Genomic DNA, 20,379 nt, shown 5'->3' with positions numbered 1-20,379 from the left:
AGCCCCGAAGGTGCGAATAAGCTTTGTGAAGTTTGGTGACCAGCCTGCTGGTTAGCTAACTTCACCTATCTTGCCCTGTATTTTGAAATTTATTTTGGAACCGTCTTTTGGTAATTATTCGTTATATAACGATAAGTAACGGAAATAATCATGAATAAACGAAAATAAATAATAAATTACCGAAAATTACCCAAAAGGGCTTTGCCAGGGACCTAAAAGTTCGAAAATAATTAGAAATAAACGATAAAACTCAACGGATTGAATAACCAGTAATATGGAGTGTACCCATGAAAAAATCCTTAACAGAAAACATCATGCCCTCTCAGCAGAGCCAACAAAGAACGAACGCCAGAAAAAATAAAGTGGCATTCCTGGCTATGCGCGAAGACATTTCTGAAGCCTTGGAAAAGGGGTGGTCGATTACTATCATATGGGAAACGCTTAGAGATGAGGGTAGCTTCACAGCAACGTACAATACATTCAGGTTATACGTATTGAAATATTTGAATGGTCAAAAGTCTGGGTATTCACAAAAGGATGCCAATGTTCAGCAACCGAAGAGGCTGGCCGAAAATCAGGATAAAGAGAAAAAGCCAACAATCATGCCTTCATTTAATTTTAATCCTATACCCAATTTAAAGGAATTATTATGATGGAATGGATTTTTATTGGTGGGTATAGGTTTCAATAAGTCCCATATGCCCCACCTTCATAGCACAGGGTGGGGATGACTAAAACCTAGTAGTGAGGTGCTTGCCCCAAGTGTCCCCTTTGTCCCTGAGATATTGGACAACATGTTTATGTGAGTTTACTTTCATAATTATAAAATGTTGATCAATCGATAGATTTTTTCAAAGTTAACAGTTGGGTTGAGATGATGCTTTTTTAGTATTTCTTCTAAATGGACTATTTCAATTAAATTATTCATAACGGGTAGTCTGTTTCCGTTAGCGTCTCCACAAGGAAACGATACCATGCTAGCACCTGCGCCAAGTAAAACAACGTGTGGCTTCAACCCAACAGGAGATTGAATGATTTGTTCTTTGTCCATGATTAAATTCACTTTAAAGCCCTTCTAGTAGATTGCTTTAATTATATTACATGCCTCTAATTATATAAGTTCAAATGGTTTTTACGGGCAGTCATTTTTTGTAATATGAATATTGAAGATTTCAATTCCTTCATTTTCATAGTGATAATAAAGATCAATATCTTGTTCAAATAGCTTTGTAATATCGTTGTTATTACAAACGCTATTTATTATGTTTGTGGTTGCAGTTTTATTTGCATTGTTCAAGGTATTTTTTAAATATGAAGATTGATTTGTATTTAAATTAACCAATCTAAAATAATATGAAATACTATTTTTATCCAGAGTAATTTTATAAAGCTCCGTATTTTCATCCAATTTAGTTGGTAAACCTTTATTTAAATTATTAACCTCATCTCTTAATTGTTGGCGCAGATTGTTTTCTTGGCTCAATAGTCTAGATAAAATTCCTGTTTTATAATCTACAAAAGTGTGTAAAGCGCCTAGGATGACCATCAATTTTGCAACTGCGGCCCAAAATTGTGAACCTTTATATTTATTTGAACTTCGCCAAATAGCCACCCAAATAAATAATGAATAAATTAAAGATACACCATATAAAAAATAGAGAGGATAACTCCCAAATTTAATCGTGAACCATATGTAATTCTGATTAATATAATAAAACAATAACCGAAGAATTAAGGATATTACTACGCCAAATACCCAGAAAGTCAGGACGAGTGAAAGTTCGCCTTTCCATAGCTTCTTAAGAGTTTCCATACTTCACCAAGTAACTTATTTTTAAAAAGTATAGCTTAAAAACTGATACCGATTAACGTAACGACTATGGGTTTAGATTCTTTGAAATAAAATGTTGCGCTGGGGTCATGTTATGGATTGTTCATTTCCTCATTGTTACTGCTTTTATGTTAATTAATATTTTTTATAATTTCTTCACTTGTAATTTTTATAAAAGCTGGAAATTTTTCCCATTTTTGTTGTTTATTACTCATATGAGAGGTCGCAATTGAATTTATTAAGCTTTTTTTTAAATCTTCATTAAGGTTATCAAAAAAAGATGGTTTGATGGATACATCTTCGGATTCTAGAAAAGCAATTACATTTACAATCTTCTCTAATCCAAGGTTTTCAAATTTCTCTAGAAATCTTACCATAAATTTATGGTGTTCTTTAACCCAGCAGAAACATATAAAACTGTTGTTTGCCAAAGGGATGACATTGACTGCTATTAGTGGTTGAAAATCTAAATAATTAGGATCGTAATTATCGAATAGTGGATTAATCATAGTAGATAAGTGTATGGGTAACAAATTTGTAAATGCTGTAATATACTGAAAGTCTTCAAAATTATTTTGTTTATACATTTTTTCTAACTTGTCTAGAATATGTTTTGAGTCTCTTTCAATGAATAATTTTATTCCTTCATTTTGAATCAAAAGAGTTTCATTCCAGTTTTGATAAATGTCATAGCTTTGTATTTCTTGGAAATTATCTTTCTTCATAATTTCATCGGTTGTAAAAATATTTCTCATGTAATGTAGTTCTTTATTAAAAAGCTCAAAACACATAGTACGGAAAAAATACAAAAATATTTCTTTGTTATCTATAGGATTATGTGGCTCTTCATCAATAGATAAAAAGATATTATTATCATGAGCTGAGCAAAAACCCTTAAATATAGAAGCCTTGTTAATATTAATTAATCCTAAAGGATATTTATAAAATTTAAAGTAATCTCTATTTAATGCATACACCTTTTCGTTTTCTGAAATTTTTTTTAAAAAACCTTTTGTTTGAGAGTGCGAGCGAATTGAACGTTTAGTGCAGTCAAAAGCTTGGCAAAGTCGGTTCCATCCATCTATGGAATACTTTGCTTGTGCTTTTTGGATTAATCTCTTAATTATGCGATTGTTCATATCTAAATTGTAGACAGCCGTTATGGCATACGCAACTTAACTGTTTTGAAAGCTTAAGAGTTAAAGATTTATGTTCTAGATTAGTGATCTCAAACTTCGACACATATTCGACACGTAAAATTTAGGCTTTGATTGAATTTCGCCACGATCCAGACTAGGAGTGGCTCCCCGGACAAGACTCGAACTTGTGACCTAATGATTAACAGTCATTTATTATTCGATATCAATTGATTTCAATTAATATAAGAAAATATCATAACTTAATGAATATTATATGTTTTTATTGATATTTGACTTTATTTTAATATCATTTAATATTATCTAAATTCACAATTACTGGTACCAAAATCGGTACCAAAAATCACTTTGGTACCAGTCATGAAATTTACCGATGCGTACATCCGTAATTTAAAACCTCAGCAAAAATGGTTTGAACAAATCGAGTTTAGTGGGCTTGGAATTCGAGTCATGCCAGGAGGAGGTAAATCATGGATCTTTCGGTTCACTTTTGATGGCAAGCGTTACAAGATGACTTTAGGCAAATATCCGGGAATTGGCTTGAAGGAAGCGCGAGAACTGATGCTGGAAGCGGAACATTTAAAAGAACAAGGGATTAATCCTATAGAGCATGCGAAACAGCAACAAGCCAAATCAGACAACACCGTAAAAAAGCTGGCATTAAGTTGGTATGCTCATTATGTCGAAAAACATTTAAAACGTCCTTTAACGGTTAAAAAACAAATTGATGGTGATATCACTATGCTCCTGGGGGATTGGGTTTTGGATGAACTGGAAACCAAGCATATTACTCAAGCGCTGGATAAGATCGTCAAACGAGGGGCTAGTGTCCATGCAAACCGCGTTTTAAGCTCGCTCAAACAAATGTTTGGTTATGCGGTAAGCCGTGGCACTATGAGCACCAATCCAGCCGCTAATATTCGCGCAAGAGATATTGGAGGTCATGAGAAACCAAGAGAGCGTGTTTTAAGTTTGGATGAAATCAAATCTTTGTGGTTATTTCTAGACGGTAAAGACTCTCAAATGGCACCACAAACCCGCATTGCGATTAAGATTATTTTACTGACTGGTGTGCGCACTGCTGAACTTCGTTTGGCGCAGTGGGATGAAATTAATTTTGCTGAATCGCTTTGGACTATTCCTGCAATTCATTCAAAAGCCAGTATTTTTCATAAAGTGCATCTCAGCGATTTGACCATAAACTTATTACAACAATTAAGATCGATCAGTCAATCAAACTATATATTGACCGGTATTGATGGACGTCAACCTTTAACTGAAAATGCTCTGCCACGAGCCATAAAACGTATCCAAGAGCGTCTAGGCATACCAGAGTGGACAGCACATGACCTGCGGCGAACTTTTGCTACTCAACTTGGAGAGACACTTCAAATAGATCCCGTAGTGATAGAGAAATGTCTTGGGCATAAAATGCCAAGGATTATGGCAACTTATAACCGTAATGAAATGTTACCGCAAAGACGGGATGCACTAGATGACTGGGCAAATTGTGTTTACAATTTATTACAGGACAAAGTGGTATATTTATCTTCCGTGAAATCCATGTGACTAGGGTTATATTTGCAGAATGGCTTTTAGTTTATCTTGCAATTCTCGTTTTTTCTGTTTTTCTAGTTTGTTAATATTATGTAATTTCCATTGGATGCCGGGTAATTGATCAATGCCAGATAAAGACATCAATGACCATTCAGGCTCGCCCGATTTTACAGAGAGCAAGAATTGTCTCTCCTTGTCACTAAAGTCATTTATTAACTGAATGGCTAACTGATGTTGGATAGGAAATAATTCAGTATGGGTTACTGGCAAATCAGTCATACCAGCAAACTGTTTATTAAATAATGTTTCAAATTCCTTTTTAACTGGCTCATTCATAGGCTGAGGTGAAAGAAGTTCATGCATAGGTCTGTTTGTACTAGCCAGATAAATTACAAAAGCTTGTCTTATTTCGTCACTTACTCCTCCTTGTTCCATTAATAATTTAATATCAAATAGATCTCTAGGGTGATGCCTATCCAGTGCCGCACAAATTTTACCGCCATAAACATCTGCTTTGGATAATGTTCTTGTACGAGCATATTTAAAAAAAGTATCTTGTGCTTTTTGACATAGTTCTTTTTCTTCGCAAGGAAAAACATTACCTCTAAGCGTAAAATTAGGTTCGATTTTGATCATGGCAGTGTTTTGATAGACCAGTAATTTAGTTAACACTCCACCTTTAGTACGTGTTTCTTTAACGACTAAATTATTTTTACTTAAGAGCTGTTTCATTTTGATGAGTTCGGCTTCAATATTTGTTAAAAATTCGTCTCTTGGCTCTATGAACAAATAAGTTAAATCGATATCAACACTTAATCTTGGCATGTTTTGGAAGAACAAGTTAATCGCTGTGCCACCCTTTAACGCAAAGCATTCAAACTTGTTTAAAACAGGTAGTGTATCTATTAGCAATGCCACTTGATTTTGATATATTTGTTCAAAACTCACTTACTGCTCCTTTATTTCTGGCAAGGATATTTTGTACTTGGGATAATATTTACCGCCTGTTTCCATGACTCGTTTGCCTTGACCAAGATCTATTTTATTTAAATCTAGAGCAGAAACCCACGGATGATTAAACTCTTCAGCCAGATGTAAAAACAATCGTTTTACTTTGACAGAACTACAGCTTTCTAAAAGTGTTTGTACAACTTTCGGACGAAGTTGATTTAGGTTTTCCATCAGATAAACCACCTCGTCAAATGACTCGCTTTGTGGATAGAGATAGAGCAATTCCATCGCAGCCCTTTCTGGGCAGGATAATTGTAGTTCTTTACCATCTATGGTCTGTTTTATGATGCCTAGTTGGTTATCAGGATCATTGAATATAGACGTTCTGACCATTGAAAATTCGGTGTTCCATTTAGTGTTTTTCATCCATTTAGGAAGTTTTATTCCTAAAGGCGCGAATAATTCTACTCGATTGCTTGCTTGCATCATCATGAAGTGAGCCAAGCCTAGCAATTGTAATGCAGTTTTACCACCTATGTGCACAGGCAGAGATAATTGATTTTGTAGGGCACTTACAACGCCAGCCCAACCTATTTTATCACCAGTCTTTTTATAGGCTTTTGCCCCAAGGTTTTCTAATAAACCCGTATGGACATACCACCATGCCAGCTTTGACGACACACCATGAGATTCAAGCCAGTCAGAAGTTAAAACTTCACCGGATGGAGCGTTAACCAAGAAGTGGTTTAATTTTGTTTCATTTTTTCTAGTCATACTAGATAATATAGCATAAAAATAAACTAGCGAAACAAATTGGTTTATTTTTATGACAAAAATTCTAGTTATACTAGAATAATTTAAATATTTTTAAACTAATCGTGGTTTGGTATAAGACAATTGACTTGTGTACGCTCTACCATACACAAACCAATTTGTGTACGTTTTATTTTAAAATAACGTACACAAAAAATATCAATATCATTTAATATCAATCAATATCATCACTTGAAAAGCTATTGACCGATGCAATTTCCTTCCTAAAATGAAACCATAAAGACTATTAATTAGCTTAAAATGGACGATAAGAGGCATGAATTTTTTATTCGCCAATGCTCATGAATTAGCAGCATTACTTGAATTGCCTTATGTACAAAGAATAGTTTACCTGATGGGTATTCGCCCATACATGGACAGACAAAGTTGCATCGTAGGTATCAAGCGCAGGATTAGTTATCAATCGTTGCGGGAAACACTTTATGTTGGACCGATTGCTGGAGTAAAAACAGGCGGTCCTAGTATTCAACAGATGAAACGAGCTGTTAAATCTCTTGAGCGTGCAGGTCTTATTGAGATTCAGTTAACTGAAAGGCACTTGATAGTGAAGTGTATTTACGCTGAATTGGATAACCCTGCGCCAAAGAAGGCCGTACCGAAGCCGAACGATAATCCCAACACAAACCCAACACAGGAAAATTCTGTAGAATCAGGGGAGTCCTATAAATTAAGGCAAATACCCGACATAACAAATAACTCTGAGGCCGACCCACCTCAGAAGTCAGAAGATAATAATTATATATATGTGTGTAGCAAATTTGAAAAATTTTGGAAAAGTTATCCACATCCTGTTGATTGGGAAGCAGCTTTTTATCAATTTAAAGAGCTTAATCCTAATGATAAGTTATTTGAAAAAATTATGACGGGACTATATGAGCAAATTGAAAGTTATAATCTTCTGGTAATGATAGGTGCATGGGTACCTAAATGGAAATATCCAGCTAACTGGTTAGCCAAAAAATGTTGGCAAGCAGATCCGTACGTGTTTGAGCGATCATTACCAGTTGTACATGACTTGGAAAATCAACAGATAGGTCTTCAAGAGGACTACGGTCTAGATCATACTTAATTTCAGAGATGAGGGAAGCTTGATAACTGGTAATGATTTGCACTTTGAGAAAGAAGAATAACTTTTCTATCATCTATTATTTTATGCGTCACTGCAATTTTCCAGCAGTGACGCAGAATTAACAATTCAATCTTAACCAGTAAAATCAAGACTCGTAGCCCATTTGTCCGATCATGCTGCTCGGGATTGGACATCATTTACATGATAAATCCTTATTAACGCCCTCTATTTTGTTCACTGAATTAAATGCGTCACTGCAAGTTTCGTGCAGTGACGCAGGAAAATACCCTACCTCTTGCCCAGTAAAATCAATGTATCTAGCGAATTTGTCCTCGCGCCCCTCTGGCGTCAGGACAAAATTCTTATTTCGAACTGATTGTTTAGCACCTATCTATTTGCTATTTTGGAATCAAGCATAACTGATGAGCCAAGTAGGGCGAAACGTCATTTTTCACGTCTTATGCAAAGCCACTTTAACCCTTAACTTGTGGCTGGACGTTTAGTAGGGTAAGTAAAGGTACAATTTTTAATAATTGTTTGATCAATTTAAAAAGAATAGGAGGTAACCAATTAAAAAATAGCTATAAACAGGCGAGACCGTTTGCCTTATAACGGTTGATTTGCCCCCTTTTTCGAGCATTACAGCATTGCTGGGTTTCAACTTTGAGTGAGCCGCTCGACCAACACTAAACTCAAAACAGGGCAAATATAGTTATTTAGTTATTTTAGCCTTAATTCCGTTATTGTATTAAGTCATAAGCGGCAGGTTTGTTTTTTAGACATTCGGCGTCCAATTACATGTCTCATAAGTGACATTTGAGCGTCTGAGAAGTTCGAAACAATTATCTTTTCTTTAAATTGACTAGCACCAAGTGTTTCTGCAAGTTTGCCAATTACTTCATCAGCAACAGATGGAGTAAAATTTACATCAGCTAAATTAATCTCGATCGACTGATATTTATTTAAACATTCAATAATAAGCTCAAAAGCTTTAGCTGCATTGGAGCGAGAAGAATTGCTATTTACCAAATCTTTAAGTTGAATTTTAAAAGAAGTCTTCATCACTATACCCCTCAGCCATAGGCCAACTATCATATATAGATTTACTATCCAGTGGCTCATCAATTTTCCATTCTAATACAAGTATAGTCCCATTCCATTGAGAATTAATTGTACTATGGAGTTCTTTGTTATCTTTTGAGCAAACGTATATTTCATTACCAGAAGCTAAAATATAGGTGCCTTTTGCTTGTATCATTAAATCTTTAGCTAGCGTTAGTCCATATCCGGAATGATCATTCTGCGGTTTACTTGTTACGCCGTACTCTGAAGCAATTTTACATGAATTTTCATTTTCTAAACGGGCAATCAATTGTTTATTTTCAATTAAAGAATTTCTAATACCTATTCCAGCATCAGCAATTGCAACTTGAATTAGTTTACCTTTAGGCCAGCTTTGAGCACAAACTAAGCACGGTAAGTTTGAGTTAGCTCTAGCATGATCAAAAAAATTATTTATCAACTCAGTCAAGCAAATGGTTAAGGATTCACGGATTTGTTTTGATGCAGTATTTAGTATAATTTTGGTTAATTCATCTGTAATATGCGAAACCTCTTGTTGATTATCAAGAAAAGCTTTAACTGGTAGAAATTTTCCAGTATTTTTATTTTCTGAAACATTGCAAGGTGGTAATAAATCTATAGCATCCCATAATTTCATTCTTGCAGCATATTGCATCAGATCTTCTGGTAGCTGCATAGCCTCCCACCCTGCTTTTTTTACAGCTAACCCAATAGTAACAAAATGAAACGGCTTCAGAAAACTGGGGCATGAACAGCTACCCGTTGAAATTTTTTCTAATTGGTCAAGCCATTGGGTTACTTCTGTTTGTTGGATGTTTTGCATTTAATGGCCTAAAAGAAAATACACTATAAATTATAGAGGGTGTAATCTGAATTTTAAAAGGCTCTACCCCAACAAAGGGGGCACTTTAATCAAGTTAGGTTAAACTAACTAATTGATTTCGCGATCAAATTGGAGATTAAAGTGCCGAAGCATAATCTTATCTTAAATTTACCTGGATTTACTATAGAAAAAGTGAGTGGTTATCAGCCACTTATATTAGATATTTCGTATCATCGAATAGCACGATGTGCCCATTGCAATAGCAAAGAGGTACGCAAGAAGTCGAGTTACCTACGCAGTGTGGCTCATGAGTTAATAGGTAATCGTCGAACGATATTGCGCTTTAAGGCGTATAAGTTGTATTGCAATAACTGTAAGCGTTACGGTAATCAGCAATTTGGTGGCATTAATAAACATCAGCGTTCCACGTGGCGTCTACAAGCTGCCGTTTTTCATAATCATACTCGTGGGATCTCTCAAAAAGACCTAGCGCAACAATTTAATAAAGGAAAGGCTACAATCGAACGTTGGTATCATCGACAATATAAGGAACAAGCTCGGGAGTTGATGAATACACCATGTCCGGTTGTTCTGGGGATTGATGAGCATTTCTTCAGTCGAAAACAGGGGTTTGCCACCACACTTTGTGACCTTAAGAAACACAAGATTTTTGATATTGTTAAAGGAAGAAGAGAAACAGACCTATCGACCTATCTGGCGTCTTTAGTTGGAAAAGAGCGAGTTAAAGTAGTGTGCATGGATTTAAGTAGCACGTATCGTTCTATTGTTAAAAAACATTTTCCTAATGCAAAAATAGTAGCAGACCGCTTCCATGTTATTCGGTTGCTTCAACATCAATGTATGATGACCTATCGTGAACTGGCAAGCCAAGTAAAAAGTAACCGAGGGATATTAGCCTTACTACGCACAAGACCGGATAAATTAACCCCTCAACGACTATTAAAGCGTGATGCTTTTCTTAAAGACCATCCTGCAATAGATGCTGTTTATCAATTTCAACAAGAAGTTCATTCATTACTTTTACATAAAGCAATGAATAAGCAATGGTGTCAGAAAAAGATTCCTCAGTTTTTAAAAATACTTAATGAACTAAGGAGTAGTCCATTCAAAGCCTTAGCAGCTCTTGGAAACACATTTTGTAATTGGAAAGAAGAGATAGTACGTATGTGGCGATTTAGAAAGTCTAATGGCATTACTGAAGGCTTTCATCGAAAGATGAAGTTGATACAAAGAAGAGCGTATGGCTTTCGTAACTTTGAAAATTATAGAACTCGTGTTAGGGTGCTGTGTTGTTAATGGGGAGTGCCCCCGTAATTGGGAAAGAGCCTTTTAAAATCGGTACCAAAACTGGTACCAAGCTTCAGGAAGGAAAAACTTGGAATTCGCCAAAACCCAGACTGGATGTGGCTCCCCGGACAGGACTTGAACCTGTGACCTAATGATTAACAGTCATCCGCTCTACCGACTGAGCTACCGGGGAATGAGGCCGAATCTTAAAACGATTCTTGTTGGAGGTCAAGTAGATTTAATAATAATTTTTAAATCTTATTGTTTTGAGAATTTTTGTTTCATTATTAAAACGGCAATTCTCCTCACTTACTTAGCAGCGAGGAGAGAGTTAGAGTTTATTTACAAAAATCCTGGAGGCGATTTAACGCATCTTTGAGTGTTTCCATGCTGGTGGCAAATGAAAGTCGAATACAGCCTTCGTTACCGAAAGCGGAGCCTGGGACTAAAGCTACTCCTGCTTCAGTTAATAGTTTTTCTGAAAATTCAAGATCATTGGCATAACCGCGTTTTTCAATAATGGCTTGTACACTGGGGAAAATATAAAATGTTCCATCCGCAGGAATGACTTCGATTCCTGGAATATCCTGTAATCGGGAGGCGACAAAATCATGTCGTTGATGAAATGCTTTCACCATGGTTAAAACACTTTCATGACCACCCGTTAATGCAGCGACTGCTGCTCTTTGGGCAATAGAACAAGGATTTGAAGTAGATTGAGATTGAATGGTTTTCATCGCATTCATTAGGGACGCGGGACCTGCTGCATATCCTATGCGCCATCCGGTCATCGCATAAGCTTTGGATACCCCATTTAATACGATAGTTCTGTCGTATAATTCCGGACATGCATTAAGGATATTCGCAAAAGGTTGGCTCCATAGAATATGTTCGTACATATCATCAGTGGCAATGACAATCTGAGGGTGTTTCTTCAATACCTCGGCCAATGCTTTTAATTCATCCAGGGTGTAGGCCACTCCTGATGGATTGGAAGGGCTATTTAAAAAGATTAGCCGCGTTTCCGGGGTAATGGCCTTTTCCAATTGCTGAGCATTGATTTTGTATCGTTGAGCGGGAGTGGTGGAAATAATTACTGGAGTCGCCTCAGCAAGTAAGACCATATCTGGGTAAGAAACCCAGTAAGGAGCAGGAATGATGACTTCGTCCCCGGGATTAAGTAATGCTTGGCATAGATTATAACAACTTTGCTTTCCACCTACAGAAACTAAAATCTGATTCAGCTGATAATCAAGACCATTATCTGTCTTAAATTTATTTTTAATTGCTTCTTTTAATTCCGGTATTCCGTCTACGGCGGTATACTTGGTATGGCCTTGTTGAATGGCTAGGATTGCTGCTTCCTTGATGTAATTGGGGGTGTCAAAATCAGGCTCTCCAGTACCTAAGTTAATCACATCATGCCCTTGTGCACGCATTTGAGTCGCTTTTGCTGCTACAGCTAAAGTGGGAGAGGGTTTAACTTTTTGCACGCGTGTTGCCAATGCGATATTCATTTATTGCTCCTGTGAGATATACTATAAAGATATGAAAGATTTATTTAAACTTTATGCCGATTTTCAACCTGCCGGCGATCAGCCAACCGCTATAGCCTCATTAATCGATGGCTTGAAATCAGGTTTGGCCAAACAAACCCTTTTAGGGGTTACTGGTTCAGGTAAGACCTTTACTATAGCACATGTAATTCAAGCTATGCGAAAGCCTGCCTTAATTATGGCCCCTAACAAGACACTTGCTGCTCAGCTTTATGGTGAATTTAAAGCTTTTTTTCCAGATAATGCAGTGGAATATTTTGTTTCCTATTACGACTATTATCAGCCGGAGGCTTATGTGCCTTCTTCAGATACCTTTATCGAAAAGGATTCATCTATCAATGACCACATAGAACAAATGCGATTGTCCGCAACCAAAGCCTTAATTGAACGTAAAGATGCAATTATTGTTGCTACTGTTTCGGCAATTTATGGTTTGGGTGATCCTGATTCTTATTTGCGTATGGTATTACATCTTTCTCGTGGGGAACAATCCGATCAGCGTAAAATTTTAAGACGTCTTGCTGAAATGCAGTACACTCGCACCAATTTTACTCTAGAACGTGGTCAATTTCGCGTGCATGGTGATGTTATTGATATATTTCCTGCTGACTCTGAAAAAGAGGCTATACGGATTGAGTTATTTGATGATGAAGTCGAAAATATTGCCCAGTTTGATCCGCTAACTGGTGAAATTTTACGACGATTACCTCGGGTTACTGTTTTTCCTAAAACCCATTATGTAACGCCTCGTGAACGTATTTTGCAAACGGTAGATTGGGTAAAAGAAGAATTACAAGAGCGTTTGGCGGAGTTTAAGGCGCAAAATAAATTAGTTGAGGCTCAGCGCCTGGAGCAACGTACCTATTTTGATATCGAAATGATGCTGGAATTAGGGTATTGTTCTGGGATTGAAAATTATTCACGCTATTTATCAGGACGAGGAGCTGGTGAGCCTCCACCTACTTTATTTGATTATTTACCGAATGAAGCGTTACTGATTATTGATGAGTCTCATGTGACCGTGCCCCAAATTGGCGGCATGTATCGAGGGGATCGCTCTCGCAAAGAAACTTTAGTGCAATACGGCTTTAGACTCCCTTCTGCTTTGGATAACCGACCTTTACGGTTTGAAGAATTTGAAGCGCGCTCACCCCAAACAATTTACATTTCGGCAACACCAGGTTCTTATGAACAGGAACACTCCGATAATGTGGCGGAACAAGTCGTGCGGCCAACAGGTCTTGTCGATCCTGAAGTGGAAATTCGCCCGGTTCGTACTCAGGTCGATGATCTAATGTCGGAAATTCGCCAAGTGATCCAACATAATGGACGCATTTTAGTAACTACTTTAACGAAGCGAATGGCAGAGGATTTAACTGATTATCTGAATGAGCATGGAATTAAGGTGCGTTATTTGCATTCTGATATTGATACTGTAGAGCGAGTAGAAATTATTCGTGATTTGCGCTTGGGTGTCTTTGATGTTTTAGTAGGGATTAATTTACTACGCGAAGGTTTGGATATGCCTGAAGTGGCTTTGGTTGCTATTCTTGATGCCGATAAAGAAGGATTTTTACGCTCGGATCGCTCTTTGATCCAAACGATAGGGCGCGCAGCACGCAATATGCAAGGACGAGCAATTCTTTATGCCGATAAAATAACCGGGTCTATGCAAAGAGCTTTGGAAGAAACAAACCGCAGGCGTGAGAAACAACAAGCATTTAATGAGGCGCATGGAATCACCCCTAAAGGGATAAATAAATCCATAGCAGACATCATGGAAGGCGCATATCATGGAAAGCGTAAAGTTGCAGTGGCAGAATCAGTCCCAGAATATAAACATTGGTCAACCCAGGAATTAATCAAGCACATTAATACCTTGGAAAAACAAATGTATTTGCATGCTAAAAATATGGAATTTGAAGCAGCAGCAAAAATTCGCGATGAATATCTTTTATTAAAGAAACAACTGGTAGAAGGGTAGCCCCGACAGACATGGATTATGAACCCTTTTGGTTCAAGTGGGTAGCGAATGAATCGGTTCAGGCTTCCCACCTTAAAGTGGGCTTGCTCAACGCCGAATTCAGGATGCTTCCCATGCTGTTAGCATTGGTTCTAAAATCACTTGCTATCGGGTTAAGTAGATTATAACATGGCCAGCTTGATTAAAGTCAAGAATAAGAAAAAAAGTCGATACATTTTTATTCAGACACGAAAATAACGTTGTCAATAAAATCCAAAATTATAAAGCAGAGTCGTTCTGCTTTTGATAGAGAAGAGGAGGGCGTTATGGTAGCAACCCTATCAAATATGCTTCCACTGGGAAGTAACGCTGTTGATTTTAGTTTAGTCGATACACGCAACAAGCAAATGGTTTCTTTGACACAGAGTAAGTCATCTATTGCAACCGTTATTATGTTTCTGTGCAATCACTGTCCTTTTGTTAAACATATTCAAGTGAAGCTCGTTGAGTTAGCTGAATATTATCAGAAAAAAGGGATCCAATTTATAGCCATCAGTTCCAATGATGCGGAAAAATATCCCGCCGATGGCCCAGAGCAAATGTGTCTTGAAGCAGAGCAATTTCACTATCCATTTCCTTATTTGTATGATGAAACACAAGAAGTGGCCAAAGCCTATCACGCAGCATGCACTCCTGATTTTTATATTTTTGATAAAGACTTACTGTGTGTTTATAGAGGTTGTTTGGATGAGTCAACACCTGGCAATAACAAACCGGTAACGGGTGAGCATTTACAAAAGGCGTTAGAAAACATCCTTGCAGGAGAGCCTGTTAGTGTAGAGCAAAAGCCAAGTATTGGGTGTAATATTAAATGGAAGTAAGCTTTATTTTTTATTCTATAATAAAGCTATAAGTTATTTACTCTTTAAGCCTTGTATGTGATTGCAGCAGAGAACGTATTGACATTGAATATAATCCCAGCTTAGCATGCAAGAGATATTTTATTTATGGATACGTGATGGGAATTGATCATTTACGCGATTTAGTGAGTGAAGATTTTGAAGCAGTTAATCATTTAATCATTGAAACAATCAAATCTCCTATCCAATTGATCGATGATATAGCAAATCACGTCATCCAAAGCGGTGGTAAACGCTTACGATGCCTGTTAGTTCTTTTAGCAAGTCGTGCTTGTGGTTACGAAGGTAAAGAGCACATTATGCTTGCAGCAATGATTGAATTTTTCCATACCGCTACTCTTCTCCATGATGATGTTATTGATGATTCCACTTTGCGTCGTGGCCGAGAAACGGCTAATAAAATATGGGGTAATAAGGCAAGTATTTTAGTTGGAGATTATTTATTCACAAAATACTTAGAACTTATGGTTGAAGTGGGTGATATCGATATTATTCAACTTCTCATTGGCATTGCACCTCAGATGGGTTGTGGTGAAATCCAGCAGTTTTCTAACCGCCATAACTCCGATCTTTCTGTTGAAGAATACTTTGACATGATTCGAGCTAAAACAGCTCTTCTTTTTGCTGCATCTTCTGCGATAGGCGCTCTAATCAGTAAATCAGAACATCAAGTTCAAAAAGCGATGTATTCTTATGGGTTGCATTTAGGCAACGCTTTTCAATTGATTGATGATGCTTTGGACTATTGCTCGGATGCCCAAACTATAGGAAAAAATATTGGTGATGATTTAGCAACGGGCAAAATTACTTTGCCTTTACTGCAAGCTTTAAAATATGGTAGTGCAGAGCAACAAGTAAAAATAAGAGAAAGTTTGGAAAAGGGAACACTTCTGCATTTACCTGCAATATTAGATGCGATAGCTGAAACAAAAGCAATCGATTACACGCGAGGTATTGCGGATAAAGAAGCCGATTTTGCAATTGATGCGTTAAGTATTTTACCTGATTCAAACTATAAAAAAGCGCTTGAGGAATTAGCGCGGTATGTTGTTCATCGCAAGCATTAAATTGTTAAATGCTCGCATTGACTGTATTTTCCATATTTGTGTTTTCTTATCTTGAAACCTGGATGTCTTCTACTACACTAAGATTATACCAGTTGTGAGCAGTTTTTTGATGATTTGATAAATAGTGAAACTCTTAAGGTGATTCCCTCCGTTTTAAAGTCATTATAAATTGGTATATTGGCATTGATGAAGTATAATTAACGCGGGTTCGACATCAAGAAATAGAAAGGTCTTTATGTCGCTAAACGAATCTTAATTAAATTCTGGCATACTAAGTACTCAGCATGAGCTATCAACTTTATTCGTCAAATGGAACCTAATTATGGAAGATCTTGATACCCTTCTAAAACCTTTTTGGGGTTCCGAAAAATGGATCCTTGAGGGATGGAACAAAATCACTGATGACGAAAGAAAAGACATCAAAAATCGAGTAGAAAATCTATTTAAAAATGGTCTTCCTTTTGAAATAAAACATGACAAGCTTCTGTATCTTTATATTTTCTCGTTGATGGCACAATTGGAGGTTTTGGGCATTCAGCTCCCTATGCGTTTTGAAGATAAAATGCATAACCCAGAGTTAAAAAAACGAATGCGTGCGCAATTAGTGGATGAAATTTATCACGCTATTGTTTTTACTAAAATTATATTTACCCTCTGCGCCCCTTATGCAACGCCTCCTGCTTATAATGAAGAAATTGAACGAATTTGTGAGTTTATTCGTGCTCAAGATTGCCTCAAAGTAGGCATGGTTGTGATGAACTTAGTGTGCGAAGGCTTGGTTGAAGAGGTTTTTACCATTTTTCACAAGTATGGTGTCGCAACGGAACTTTTTGAACTTATTATCGAAGATGAACATCGACACGTGTGTGAAGCTGATTTGTATCGAGAAATAGGGTTACCGGATAAAGAGATCTTAGCGGAGAAACTGCGAGCATTAGAGGAGTTGCTCATTTCTGCTTTTTCATTACAGCCCAAATATGATGTGGCACTCAGTGTATTAATTGGCCCAAGAGGCACTGGCGACTTTCTTATGGCTTTGCAGGAAAAACACATTCGCCAACTTAAAAAAATAGATATGGTTCCCAGTGAGAAATGGGAGTTGGTTTTCCAGCTAGCGCCCGAAGCTTTGGCTGAATTAGAACCTCATCAAGAAGAGTTAACTCGTGAAGCGGAGCTTGAAATCTATGAAGTGGAAATGACGCCATTAAAAAAAATCTTCATGTATCAGTTAGATAATCCTGGTGATCCTACCACCGTAGCTCAATTTAATATTGATATTAGCAATTTCGGTTATTTTGATAATAAGTACCCCCCTGAACTTTTAACACCCTTAATGATGCAGGCAGTAAGTCATATGGGTGCCACTGAAGATTCATTTCGAAATTTTCTAAGTTATAAAAAAATGTATCGTACTCGGGGTGCGTATGTTGCGCTTTATCAGAAATTACCAGGTTGTGGCGATCATTTAGCGACCATCTTTTTTAGGGATTGCCATGAGTTAAGCCCAATTGAAATGCTCCCACGGATTAAACGTACTATAGAGATGATGGTGTATTGCTATAAAAAACGAGAGCAAGTTGAGAAAGAACACCCAGAACTTAAGCGGCGTTTAGATGATTTGCTTTATGAATATGCTCATGATGTTTATCCTTGTCCAATTCCTGTCAGTTATGGAGCATATATAGCTAATGCCGGGGAGTGTGGCTATGAGCAAGTGGTAACCCCTTTATTGAAACAAACGTGCTTGCAGCTGACGCTACTGGCTGTTGATCGAAAACCGGTTTGGAATAACGCAACACGATCATTTGAGCCCCAAGATGTGTTACCCGTATCTCTTAGTGCAGATGGTCGAATTTTTGATGGAACTTTACCCGTCCCGAAATTACTTAATGAATCCTTTCAATTAATGTTTGAAAAGATGAATGAACGAATGAATAGTTCGTTGAGGGATAGTGATATCGCAGAGAGTATTTACAAGGAAAAGGCGGACAAAATTGCTGAAACTCTCTTAACTAAAGAAAAGATCAAACGTGGGGAAAAAATCGCTCAATACTTAACGAGTAAAAAAATTGTACTCAAAGAAGCACGAAGAATATTTGGGGATGATATTGAGGATTTCGAATTATATGGTGAAAAATTATCTCAATACTCAGATTTTAAAAATATTGCCAATAATCTTTTGCTTGATTATTTAGGATTTAATGCAGAAGAAGCAGCGAAAAACGAAAAGCTTACACGGATGATCGATAAGATATTGGCCGAAAATGTAGAGATGGGATATCGTATACTCTCGACCTTACAAACTTTATGGCTTGATTATGTAGATATTGAGGCTGTGTTTAATACCGCATATAAAAAAGTAGCGCAAACACGACTGATCAAATTGGCTAAATTTATTCCTACTATTGGCAAACGCTTAAAATATGAAGATCCCGAAGAGTGATGATTTATTCAAGTAGCAGCTTGACGGCGGCATAAACCATTCTTTTTAAAGACATGGTATCCTTATAGTGATAATGGATAGGTTTTTAATAGCAAACTAACACTCTAACTCTTATTTAATATTTTTTCAAAGTAACTTATATTCAGAATTATTTTTTTATTTCAATATGACATCATTAAGAAACAGGGAAATTTCTGAGTAAATTTACATGGACAGTTATAGCTTGCATGAGCTTCAATGAAGTGCAACTTGCAGTGACCTGGGCTGCAAATGAGGGCTGGAATCCGGGCCTACATGATGCATTCTGTTTTTATCAAAAAGATCCCAAGGGATTTTGTGTGGGCAAGCTAAGCTATAAAGTTATTGCGGTTGATTCCGCCGTTATTTACGACGCTCATTTTGCTTTTTGCTGCTTTTATAGATTGTTGATAAAGCTTACCGTCATCAAGGCTACGAAATGGCTTTAAGAACGTTCGAAATATATCACGGATAGAAATACCGGTATCGGTGGTATCTTATACCGTGGAGCAAAGCCACGGTATTTAGAATTGACCATCTAAAACCCTTATTTCATGAACTCTGGTTGTGAGTAACCCATCGGATAGGTGTGCTCTATCGATTGCCCAGTACGTGGTTGAGCAAAAATTCCAGGATATACACTTGATGTTGTTGACCAAGAAGTTGAAGCTGTATAAGGATTGCTTTCTCTGATAGGTGTGTTGTATATCGGAGGAGCGCTGGGTTCAAAACCAGGAACAAAGGATGGTGGGACGCTTTCATTTAGAGGCAACCGAACCGAGGAAATAGGAATTTGTCGATTCAATTCTTTTTGCATTGCTAGCAACTGAGCCCACATCCCTGATCCTGGTTCCGGTTGGAATAGCCCTCTTTTTACTGCAAAAAATTTACCCAAAGGTGTTTGTTTTGACAGTGCCTGATTAACCAATTCTTTCTTCATAAAGGGGGGTAAGGATTGAATATAATTTAAAACACGCTCTTTATTGTTTCCATATTTACCTAAAACAGCCAACGCTTCCGGTTCAAGGTATTCCTTTGATTTCACTCGCCATTCAGAACAATCTATTATATGCTCATGTTTAATAGGAGGGAGATGTAATCGGCCTCTGCTAACTAAGATGCCTGAACAGGCAAAAACTAATAATGCTGTTGCTTCGCTGTCTATAGATTGCTGGTGTAGAAGATTATATAAAGGGGATTGCCCTGAGTGGTTTACTTTTTTAGCATTTACACCGAGTTTAAGTGCTAAAGAGATATGGCTTAGACAATTTGAAATAACAGCATGTTGCAACAAATTATTGCCATAGGTATCTTCCGTATCAACTTTTGCCCCCGCTTGTATTAATACAGCGGCAGCCTCAAAATCTATGGGGTGATTATTAAATAAACATTGCAAGGGAGATAAACCTGCTTTATTGGGTTTTTGAATATCCATGCCTAATCTTAATATTGCAGGAATCAGTGCATAAGCTCTGCAATAAATGACCAGATGAAGCAAGGTATCGCCATTTATATTGGGAGTATTAGGACTTGCTCCTGCTCGGATAAGTGAGGCCACTCCTGCTATATTAAACTCTGATTGTGATAAATAATCTCTTAACTCGACATCGTGACTCATTTAAATTTCCTTATTAGATGCTTAAAGCGTATGGTATCTATGAAAAAACTGTTATCGCTCCTTAAAATCGGAGACTTACATTAAAATAATTGGTTCTTAAAAGAAAGGATTTAATAATCACTTATCTTTGTATTTCTTTATTGAAATTTTGATTAGGTTTAATAAGTAATACGAATATTTT

General features: G+C 37.0%; 18 protein-coding genes, 1 tRNA gene and 1 other RNA gene. 9 read left to right on the top strand and 11 right to left on the bottom strand.

All coding sequences use genetic code 11. The features are described from left to right. The first annotated feature begins 287 nt into the window (after positions 1-287). On the top strand, positions 288-653 hold the full coding sequence (locus DYH34_RS17035; protein WP_058465842.1) for a TraK family protein: 366 nt from the start codon (positions 288-290) through the stop codon (positions 651-653). A 167-nt stretch (positions 654-820) separates the two neighbouring features. On the opposite strand, the gene DYH34_RS17030 is transcribed toward DYH34_RS17035, so the two are convergent. The 3 genes from DYH34_RS17030 to DYH34_RS17020 all read right to left on the bottom strand — a co-directional run bounded on the left by DYH34_RS17030 (position 821) and on the right by DYH34_RS17020 (position 2,970). Further along, entirely contained in the window at positions 821-1,051 is a 231-nt protein-coding gene (locus tag DYH34_RS17030) for a hypothetical protein (protein ID WP_058465841.1), read from the bottom strand. Positions 1,052-1,132: 81 nt separating this feature from the next. After that, positions 1,133-1,813 carry a hypothetical protein gene (locus tag DYH34_RS17025; RefSeq protein WP_058465840.1) on the bottom strand — a complete coding sequence of 227 codons (681 nt, stop codon included), beginning with the start codon at positions 1,811-1,813 and terminating at the stop codon, positions 1,133-1,135. A gap of 149 nt (positions 1,814-1,962) precedes the next feature. Then, the gene (locus DYH34_RS17020) at positions 1,963-2,970 is read right to left on the bottom strand and encodes a hypothetical protein (protein ID WP_058465839.1); all 1,008 of its coding nucleotides are present in this window, start codon (positions 2,968-2,970) and stop codon (positions 1,963-1,965) included. A 378-nt stretch (positions 2,971-3,348) separates the two neighbouring features. Between DYH34_RS17020 and DYH34_RS17015 the strand changes: the two genes are divergently transcribed. Continuing rightward, positions 3,349-4,557 (top strand): tyrosine-type recombinase/integrase, encoded by a 1,209-nt coding sequence (locus DYH34_RS17015; protein ID WP_058465838.1) that lies wholly within the window; start codon positions 3,349-3,351, stop codon positions 4,555-4,557. A 6-nt stretch (positions 4,558-4,563) separates the two neighbouring features. Here the strand turns inward: DYH34_RS17015 and DYH34_RS17010 are convergent, their stop codons facing one another. Further along, positions 4,564-5,493, bottom strand: a complete 930-nt coding sequence (locus DYH34_RS17010; protein WP_058465837.1) for a nucleotidyl transferase AbiEii/AbiGii toxin family protein — start codon at positions 5,491-5,493, stop codon at positions 4,564-4,566. Continuing rightward, a complete protein-coding gene (locus DYH34_RS17005) occupies positions 5,494-6,270 on the bottom strand; it encodes a type IV toxin-antitoxin system AbiEi family antitoxin (RefSeq protein WP_058465836.1) in 777 nt (258 codons plus the stop codon). A gap of 316 nt (positions 6,271-6,586) precedes the next feature. On the opposite strand from DYH34_RS17005, the gene DYH34_RS17000 reads away from it, so the two are divergent. Beyond that, the gene (locus DYH34_RS17000; protein WP_058465835.1) at positions 6,587-7,399 is read left to right on the top strand and encodes a hypothetical protein; all 813 of its coding nucleotides are present in this window, start codon (positions 6,587-6,589) and stop codon (positions 7,397-7,399) included. Between the two features lie 753 nt (positions 7,400-8,152). Here the strand turns inward: DYH34_RS17000 and DYH34_RS16985 are convergent. Then, positions 8,153-8,461 (bottom strand): STAS-like domain-containing protein, encoded by a 309-nt coding sequence (locus DYH34_RS16985; RefSeq protein WP_027223171.1) that lies wholly within the window; start codon positions 8,459-8,461, stop codon positions 8,153-8,155. Beyond that, on the bottom strand, positions 8,445-9,305 hold the full coding sequence (locus tag DYH34_RS16980) for an ATP-binding protein (protein WP_058465833.1): 861 nt from the start codon (positions 9,303-9,305) through the stop codon (positions 8,445-8,447). The genes DYH34_RS16985 and DYH34_RS16980 overlap by 17 nt, the downstream gene beginning before the upstream one ends. Positions 9,306-9,446: 141 nt before the next feature. Between DYH34_RS16980 and DYH34_RS16975 the strand changes: the two genes are divergently transcribed. Then, complete coding sequence (locus DYH34_RS16975; protein WP_115342641.1) at positions 9,447-10,622, top strand: ISL3 family transposase; 1,176 nt, start codon at positions 9,447-9,449, stop codon at positions 10,620-10,622. Between the two features lie 108 nt (positions 10,623-10,730). Here DYH34_RS16975 and DYH34_RS16970 read toward each other — a convergent pair. After that, positions 10,731-10,806: transfer RNA gene (locus DYH34_RS16970), tRNA-Asn, on the bottom strand. 145 nt (positions 10,807-10,951) lie between these two features. Further along, entirely contained in the window at positions 10,952-12,130 is a 1,179-nt protein-coding gene (locus DYH34_RS16965; protein WP_058465816.1) for a pyridoxal phosphate-dependent aminotransferase, read from the bottom strand. Between the two features lie 31 nt (positions 12,131-12,161). Here DYH34_RS16965 and uvrB point away from each other — a divergent pair, with 31 nt between their 5' ends. Then, positions 12,162-14,153 (top strand): excinuclease ABC subunit UvrB, encoded by a 1,992-nt coding sequence (gene uvrB / locus DYH34_RS16960; protein ID WP_058465815.1) that lies wholly within the window; start codon positions 12,162-12,164, stop codon positions 14,151-14,153. On the opposite strand, the gene ssrS is transcribed toward uvrB, so the two are convergent. Next, a non-coding RNA gene (gene ssrS, locus DYH34_RS16955) (6S RNA) lies at positions 14,148-14,310 on the bottom strand. The genes uvrB and ssrS overlap by 6 nt on opposite strands. Positions 14,311-14,458: 148 nt before the next feature. Here ssrS and DYH34_RS16950 point away from each other — a divergent pair. The 4 genes from DYH34_RS16950 to DYH34_RS16935 all read left to right on the top strand — a co-directional run bounded on the left by DYH34_RS16950 (position 14,459) and on the right by DYH34_RS16935 (position 19,029). Then, positions 14,459-15,013, top strand: coding sequence for a thioredoxin family protein (locus DYH34_RS16950; protein ID WP_058465814.1), 555 nt, complete (start codon positions 14,459-14,461; stop codon positions 15,011-15,013). Between the two features lie 137 nt (positions 15,014-15,150). After that, positions 15,151-16,119 (top strand): polyprenyl synthetase family protein, encoded by a 969-nt coding sequence (locus tag DYH34_RS16945; RefSeq protein ID WP_058465813.1) that lies wholly within the window; start codon positions 15,151-15,153, stop codon positions 16,117-16,119. A gap of 322 nt (positions 16,120-16,441) precedes the next feature. Then, a complete protein-coding gene (locus tag DYH34_RS16940) occupies positions 16,442-18,562 on the top strand; it encodes a hypothetical protein (RefSeq protein ID WP_058465812.1) in 2,121 nt (706 codons plus the stop codon). A 227-nt stretch (positions 18,563-18,789) separates the two neighbouring features. Next, complete coding sequence (locus tag DYH34_RS16935) at positions 18,790-19,029, top strand: hypothetical protein (protein WP_058465811.1); 240 nt, start codon at positions 18,790-18,792, stop codon at positions 19,027-19,029. Positions 19,030-19,127: 98 nt separating this feature from the next. On the opposite strand, the gene DYH34_RS16930 is transcribed toward DYH34_RS16935, so the two are convergent. Continuing rightward, on the bottom strand, positions 19,128-20,198 hold the full coding sequence (locus DYH34_RS16930; RefSeq protein WP_058465810.1) for an ankyrin repeat domain-containing protein: 1,071 nt from the start codon (positions 20,196-20,198) through the stop codon (positions 19,128-19,130). Between the last annotated feature and the right edge of the window lie 181 nt (positions 20,199-20,379).

This window comes from Legionella cincinnatiensis, assembly GCF_900452415.1.
Taxonomy (GTDB): domain Bacteria; phylum Pseudomonadota; class Gammaproteobacteria; order Legionellales; family Legionellaceae; genus Legionella; species Legionella cincinnatiensis.
Note: the sequence above shows the minus strand (reverse complement) of the source record. Positions and strands in the feature narration are given on the sequence as shown.